Source organism: uncultured Ellagibacter sp. (genome assembly GCF_934636505.1).
Lineage (GTDB): Bacteria > Actinomycetota > Coriobacteriia > Coriobacteriales > Eggerthellaceae > Ellagibacter.
This window is the reverse complement of sequence record NZ_CAKUAL010000087.1, coordinates 1-7,136: the sequence shown is the minus strand read 5'-3', so window position 1 is coordinate 7,136 and position 7,136 is coordinate 1. Positions and strand designations below refer to the sequence as shown.

At 62.1% G+C, this 7,136-nt stretch carries 6 protein-coding genes and 1 other RNA gene; 6 read left to right on the top strand and 1 reads right to left on the bottom strand.

The annotated features are described in order from the left end of the window. A partial coding sequence (locus tag Q0G18_RS08510) for a radical SAM protein (protein ID WP_297151986.1) occupies window positions 1-1,404 on the bottom strand: 1,404 nt, incomplete at its 3' end. Between the two features lie 158 nt (window positions 1,405-1,562). On the opposite strand from Q0G18_RS08510, the gene Q0G18_RS08505 reads away from it, so the two are divergent. From Q0G18_RS08505 to recR, 6 genes are all read left to right on the top strand, one after another. Then, entirely contained in the window at window positions 1,563-2,240 is a 678-nt protein-coding gene (locus tag Q0G18_RS08505) for a TetR/AcrR family transcriptional regulator (RefSeq protein WP_297151983.1), read from the top strand. 109 nt (window positions 2,241-2,349) lie between these two features. Next, window positions 2,350-2,445: signal recognition particle sRNA small type (gene ffs / locus Q0G18_RS08500), an RNA gene on the top strand. Between the two features lie 66 nt (window positions 2,446-2,511). Continuing rightward, entirely contained in the window at window positions 2,512-3,195 is a 684-nt protein-coding gene (locus tag Q0G18_RS08495; RefSeq protein ID WP_297151980.1) for a VTT domain-containing protein, read from the top strand. A gap of 173 nt (window positions 3,196-3,368) precedes the next feature. Then, window positions 3,369-5,873: a DNA polymerase III subunit gamma/tau gene (dnaX, locus tag Q0G18_RS08490; protein WP_297151978.1), complete on the top strand. Its 2,505-nt coding sequence runs from the start codon at window positions 3,369-3,371 to the stop codon at window positions 5,871-5,873. An 83-nt stretch (window positions 5,874-5,956) separates the two neighbouring features. Next, the gene (locus Q0G18_RS08485) at window positions 5,957-6,301 is read left to right on the top strand and encodes a YbaB/EbfC family nucleoid-associated protein (RefSeq protein ID WP_276998256.1); all 345 of its coding nucleotides are present in this window, start codon (window positions 5,957-5,959) and stop codon (window positions 6,299-6,301) included. Between the two features lie 9 nt (window positions 6,302-6,310). Then, on the top strand, window positions 6,311-6,907 hold the full coding sequence (recR, locus tag Q0G18_RS08480) for a recombination mediator RecR (RefSeq protein WP_297151973.1): 597 nt from the start codon (window positions 6,311-6,313) through the stop codon (window positions 6,905-6,907). Window positions 6,908-7,136 lie beyond the last annotated feature (229 nt).

Here is a 7,136-nt window from a genome sequence, read left to right as displayed (position 1 = left end):
TGCAAGCTTGCGCATGTCGGTGTCGGCCATGCCCTGCGTGGGGTCGTTTTTGCGCTTGTCGTAGAGCGGGTCGCCCTTATCGTTCCAAATGCGCTCGGCGACAGGCGTCCACTCCGCGATGGAGTCATGGCATTTCGCGCAGAGATCCTCCGCGCTTTCTTTCTCCTGAAGGTCGGTGGAATGCGCGCCGGCGCGCTTCACCATGTCGGCAAGTAGTCCTTCGTTTTCCAAGATGGGGCAGGGCTTGAGCAGGTTGTCGTTGAAGGGCTGGCCCTCGTAATACTGCATGAACAGAGGGGAGCGCAGCGCGTCGAGAAGGCTTGTTTCCCGAATGTTGACGTTCGCGTAATGTGCGAACACGCACGGCTCCACATCGCCTGCGGCGTTGATGTGCAAGTAGCGGCGCCCGCCGGCGATGCAGCCGCCGACGAACTCACCGTCGTTCTGGAAGTCAAGCGTGAACAGGGGTTTCTTCTCGCGCATCTCGCGGACGAAGCGGTAGAGGTGCTCGCGCTGGTCGGCGTGCACCATAAGCGAGGTGGGCGAGCCGACGCCAACGGGCATGTACGTGAAGATCCATGCGAAAAGAGCCCCCTTCTCGATGAGCCAGTCGAAGAACTCCTCGCTGGCGATGGAGCTTGCGTTGGCGCTGGTATAGCAGCATGACACGCCGAAGGGCAGGCCGTTTTCGCGCAGGAGCTCCATGGCGCGGGACACCTTGGCGTACGTCCCCTCGCCGCGGCGGGCGTCGGTTGCCTCCTCGAAGCCTTCGACGCTGATGGCGGGCACAAAGTTCGCGACGCGGATCATATTCTGCACGAACTCCTCGTCGATGAGCGTCGCGTTGGTGAACGACAGGAACGCGCAATCGGGATGCGCTTCGCATAGGTTGATGAGGTCGTGCTTGCGGACGAGCGGCTCGCCGCCGGTGTAGATGTAGACGTGGGCTCCCAGCTTGACGCCCTGGTTGATGATGGAGTCGATTTCCTCGTAGGTGAGGTTTTGCTTGTGGCCGTATTCCGCTGCCCAGCATCCGGTGCAGCGCAGGTTGCAAGCGCTTGTCGGGTCCAGCAGGATGGCCCAGGGAATGTTGCAGTGGTACTGATCGCGCATCGCTTCCTGCTTCGGCCATGCGAGCATGTTCGCATCAACGACGAATGTCTTGATGAGACGGTCTCTGACCTGGGGGTTCATGTCGGTGAGAATCTTCATGATAAGTTGATACCAATTCGATTCGTCATCGATTGCCTGATGGAAGGCGGCGCGTTGGGTGGGGAACACGTCGTCGGGCGCAACTCTGTCGATCATGTCCATGATCTTCGCGACGTTTCGTTCGGGGTCTTCAAGCAGGTAGTCGATGGTTTTGTTGAGGGCTGCCCGCTTGATCTGGTCGGCTGCTTTCATGATGTTGTACCTCCCATAAAATTATTCAACAAATGTGGAATAACTTTCTTAAGCGTGAGTATAGTTCGGTGAAATAAAAATACAAGTGACAAATAAACAACGTTTGTGGTAAAACCTGCAGATAAAGTTAAGCTGTCCATTTTTTGCGAGGGAGAGACATGGGCGACGTGGGGGAGAAGATGGCGAACGAGATTCAGCTGGCAAAAGAAGGAGCCGCCTGTCGGGAATCCGGGGAGCGCACGGCGCCCGACCGCCGTGTTGTGCGCACGCGAAAGGCGATCCGTCAGGCGTTTTTGACCCTCATGCAGGAGACGGAGTACCAAAAAATCACCATCACCGGAATTGCCCGCGAGGCGGATATCGACCGCAAGACGTTCTATCTGCACTACCAGTCGGTCGAGGATCTGGCGAACGAGATCGTGCAGGACGAGGCGGACCGGATCGTGCGCACATGCCTGGACTCCCTCGAGAACAGCGACGACGGCGAGAACGTGGTCGACCTGTTCAAACGACTTTCGCTGGGGCTGGCGCCCGACCTGAAGAGCATGAAGCTCATCGCCTCGCACACTCCCTACGAGCTCGTTTTGAAGAAGCTGGAATCGTCGCTTACGGCATCGCTTATCGAGCAGGACACGCTTGGCCTGAAGAAGCTGGGTCCTTATCTCGATTTCTGCGTCGCATATTTCAGTGCGGGGCTCGTGGCGGTGATCCGCCGCTGGATCTTAGACGAGTCGGAGATTCCCCTCGAGGATATCGCCCAGGTGACGCACTCGCTCGTCCATAGCGGTCTCGATGGCATCGTGCGGACTGTGGCCGAGGGCGGCGTAGAGGAATAGCCCCGCTCCCTCGCGTCCGTTTGCGCGGCTGAGCTGTGTGCATTTGGTTTAAGGCTCGTTCGCGTCACGTCAACTCGCGTATACTGGGGACAACTTGAATTGAGCATTCTGAATGGGGCGGGGCGGCGACATGTTCCGAACCTGGTCAGGTCCGGGAGGAAGCAGCCATAAGGGGCCTCTGACGAGCGCCCTGTCCTATTCAGAATGCTTCATCTTGCAGGCGGCCACGAGCCGCCTGCTTGCTGCATGGGCCTCTTCTTATAAGGACGCTATGGACATCATCAACTTCTTCGTCAGTCTCCTTTCCGACCCCCGATCGGCGATCGCGGGATGGATCATGACGCTAGGCGCCGCATGGGTGTACACCCCGTTGTTCCTGATCGTGTTCGTGGAGACGGGCCTTGTGTTCTTCCCGTTTCTGCCGGGTGACTCGCTCCTGTTCGCGGCAGGCGTCTTCTCGGCTGACGGGGGCGGTCTGCACCTGTGGGCGACGCTTATCGTGTTCTACGCCGCCGCCATCTTGGGCAACACGTCCAACTACTGGATCGCCCGCTTCTTCGGCAAGCGCATCATCGACTCGGGGAAGATCAAGGCGCTCACGCCCGAGCGCATGGCGAAGCTCGACCACTTCTTCGAGCGCTACGGCGGGCTGACCATCGTGATTACGCGCTTCATGCCTTTCTTCCGCACGTTCGCCCCGTTCATCGCGGGCACCGGCCACATGAATTTCGGCAAGTTCACGCTGTTCAACGCGATTGGCGGCATTTCTTGGGTCTCGCTGTTCGTTTTGGTGGGATACTTCTTCGGTGGTATTCCGTTTGTGCAAGAGCACTTCGAGATCATCGTTTTGGGCATCGTCGCGGTATCGGTGGCACCTGCGTTTATCGGTGCGGTGAAAGCTGCGATGAGCTCGAAGAAGGGCGACAAGGCCAAAAACGCCAAGCACGCGAAATAATGCCGCTCGGCTATTCGCGCAATGCCATCTCGAGGAAAATCTAGCAACCGAGCTTCTATCGATACGACGAACTCTTTCCAGGAGCGTCCGGCAACCCCGGGCGCTTCTTCTATAATGGAGCGAAATGAACCGGGCGCCTTGCGCGCCGCATACGAATGCGAAGGACTCGTGCGATGTCGGAAGCTTTATACCGCAAATATCGCCCCCAGACGTTTGAGGACGTGGTGGGCCAAGAGCATATCGAGCGCACCATCAAAAATGCCATTGAGCAGGACAAAGTAAGTCACGCATACCTGTTCTGCGGCCCGCGCGGCACGGGTAAGACGACCACTGCCCGCCTGCTTGCGAAGGCGCTTTTGTGCGAGGGCGGCCCGACTGCCGACCCCGACGGAACGTGCGAGGACTGCCAGCTTATCGCCGCAGGAGAGCATCCCGACGTCTACGAGCTCGATGCGGCAAGCCGCACCGGCGTCGACAACGTTCGCGAGGAGATCATCAACCGCGTGCAGTTCGCGCCGACGCGCGGGCGCTACAAGGTCTACATCATCGACGAGGTCCACATGCTCTCGGTGGCAGCGTTCAACGCGCTGCTGAAGACGCTCGAGGAGCCGCCGAGCCATGTGGTGTTCATCCTGGCGACGACCGACCCGCAGAAGGTTCCCGAGACCATCCATTCCCGCTGCCAGCGATTCGATTTCCGCCGCATATCAGCCGAGGCCATGGTCGCGCGCTTGGGTGCGGTATGCGTGTCCGAAGGGGTCGAGTTCGAGGGTGAGGCGCTCGATTTGATCGCGCATCGTGCGGAAGGCGGCCTTCGAAACGCGCTTACGTCGCTCGAGCAGATCATCGCGTTCGGCGAGGGCAAGGTGACGCTTGCGGGCGCCGAGGCGATGCTCGGGTCGCTCGATTCGAGCGAGATGTCCGAAATCATGAACGCGGTCGGCACCCGCGATGCTGCAGCGTGCTTCCGCTGGACGGCTCAATACGTGGAAACAGGCGCCGACCTGGCTCGATTTGTGGGCGATATGGCCGAACGCGTGCGCAACTTGTACGTGATGTCGCTTGTGGGCGCCGATGTGGCGCTTGAGGTTTCCGAGTCCGAGCGCCGAGAGCTCACAGGGGAGCTGCCGTTGTTCGGCCCCGATCGCCTGGCGCGCTTGCTCGGCGTTTTGGGCGACCTGTCGGCCGAGCTGAAGACGTCCACCAATCCTCGCCTGTCGTTCGAGATTGCGCTTACGCGCATGGTGCGGCCCGACAGCGACTTGACGCTTGAGGCGCTTGCCGAGCGCGTTGAGGCACTCGAGTCGGGGTATTCGGCCTGCTCTCGGGTGATTGCCCCGGCTGCCGCTCCCGCCGCCGTCGCTGCTGCTGCTGCGACGGGTGCGTCGTCGAGCGCGGCGCCGGAGCCGAGCGCGCGAGCGCATCGGGAGACGGCGAGCTCGGCGGGCACGGCGATGGGCCAGGCAGGCGGGCCGCTTGATTCCCGCCACGCCCGCACCGCAGCAGTTGAAGGGGCGGTTTCGCAAGAGGTCGCCTCTCGGGAGGCGGGCTCTTGCGCAGGGGGCTTCCAGGCGTCGGCCGAGGCTGTTTCTGCCGTGAATGCAGCGACGGCGACGGCGGCAGCTGAGGTGGCGTCCCGCGAGAACGCTGCTTCAGCGGCTGCTGCGGTTGCCGGCGTTTCCGCGGCACGTGGCACGATTCCCGCTGAGCTTGCGGACACGCTGCGCAACGAGGCGGCGCTACAGCGCATCTGGAGCTCGGCCATCGCTTCGCTCAAGAAGAGCAAGGCGGCCTACGGCGTGCTCTTCTTGAACACGAAGGCCGTGCTCGACGAGGGCCGTGGCATGCTCGTCATCGAGTTTCCCGTGGAGAACGCCTTCGCGTTCAATGCCGTGCAGAAGCCCGACGTGCAGGACGCCGTTTCCGCGGCGCTCGCGCAGTCGTGCGGTGCGGCAATTCCGTTCGCCTTCTCGAAGGGCCCTTCCCAGGGTGCAAGCGTGGCGGCGGCCTCGTCCGCTTCCCCATTAGGGGCCTCTGATCGACCGGCGACGCAGCAGGCACAGCCTCAGGCGTCCCATGCTGAAAGGCCAAGCGCTGCTCGCGAGGCTGCGGTTGCGGCGATGCGCGCGGTTCGGGAGCGAGAGGCTGCTGCAGCGTCTGCTGAATCTGCGCGCTCGGCGGCTCGACAGCATGCTTCATCTGCAAATACGCGCCAGGCAAGCTCTCGGGCGCGCGAGGCGCAGGTGCGGGACGCGCGGAATGCGGGCGCGTTCGTCCCCGAGCCGGACCCCGTTCCGCTCGATGCGTACGGCGACGCTCCCTACGATGAGCCGGTCCCCTATGGCGACGAGGACGCGTTCGTCGGGGGTGCCTCTGCGTATGCTGCTGCGCCGGCTTCCCCTGCCAAACGGCGGGGAGGTGGGGAAGCTCGCCGCTCATCAGGCGCAACTTCTTCCGTGCCGGATTTCAACCGCATGGCGCGCGAGGCGGCGGCGCGAACCTCGGGCGCGACGGGCCTTCCCCCCGAGCCGACCGACGCGAACACGTCGGCATCGATCGATGCGACCGGCCCGAACGGCGAGCCTGCGGGCAACGAGTTCGACTCGCCCGATGACCTGGCTGCCGTGCTCGCAGCGGGAGGTTTCGAGGGCTCGCGCGTCGAAGAAGTGAGAGAATAGCCCGACAGGAAAGACGGGTTTCGCCCCGGCAACGCGTTTTCGCGCGGGGCGTCGATACGTAAAGAACACTACCAGGAGGAAAAATGGCGAAACGAGGCGGATTCCCCGGCGGCGGCATGGGCAACATGGGCGCTATGATGAAGCAGGCTCAGAAGATGCAGGCCGAGCTTGCGAAGGCGCAGGAAGAAGTGAAGACGATGTCGTTCGAGGCTACGGCCGGCGGCGGCATGGTGAAGGTCACGGCGCTCGGCGACAACACGATCCAGTCCATCGCGATCGACCCCGAGGCTGTCGACCCGGAGGACGTCGAGATGCTTGAGGACATGGTCCTCGCCGCGGTGAACGAAGCACTTCGCGGCGTTTCCGACATGGCGGCTGCCCGCATGAGCGCGGCGACCGGCGGCATGAACATCCCCGGCTTGATGTAGGCGCTTTTCGTGAACTCCGCACCTGCGATTCAAAAGCTCCTCGATGAGCTCGAGCGCCTTCCCGGTGTCGGGCCGAAGTCCGCGCAGCGCATGGCGTATTGGATCTTGAACACCGATCGCGCGACAGCGCTGCGCTTGGCCCAGTCGATCATCGAGGTGAAGGACACCGTGCATTTTTGCTCGCGGTGCTTCAACTATGCGGAAGGCGACGTGTGCGAGATCTGCGCGTCGACCAAGCGCGACAGCGGCATCATCTGCGTGGTGAGCGAGCCGCGCGACATTCCCCCCATCGAGCGCACGGGCGTTTTCGGGGGCGTGTACCATGTGCTCGGGGGCGCGCTGTCGCCTCTTGAGGGCATCGGCCCTGATGATTTGCATGTGGCCGAGCTTATGGCGCGATTGGGCGGCGAGGACGTGAGGGAAGTGGTGCTCGCAACCAATCCCAACGTCGAGGGGGAGACGACGGCGTCGTATCTTGCGCGGCTCATAAAGCCTTTGGGTGTGAAGGTGACGCGCTTGGCGAGCGGCTTGCCCGTCGGCGGCGATTTGGAGTTCGCCGACGAGGTGACGCTCGGCCGTGCCCTCGAGGCGAGACGCGAGCTCTAGCGCTTAGGGGCGGTGTTTATCGGGCAAGGGCGGCAGGCGGTTTCGGCGATGACCCTTGATGGGCCGCAAATCGGGACACGGTTGCTTCGGGGTTATAGGCAAAAAAGTGTGTCCCTTTTCGCATCCAAACCCCAGCTCACCTCTCCAGTTTTAGCTGTTTAAAAATCCCAGCCCTTTTAAGAGGACGGCAGAGAAGTGTGTCTGATTTAGGCTTGACACCGCAGGTCAG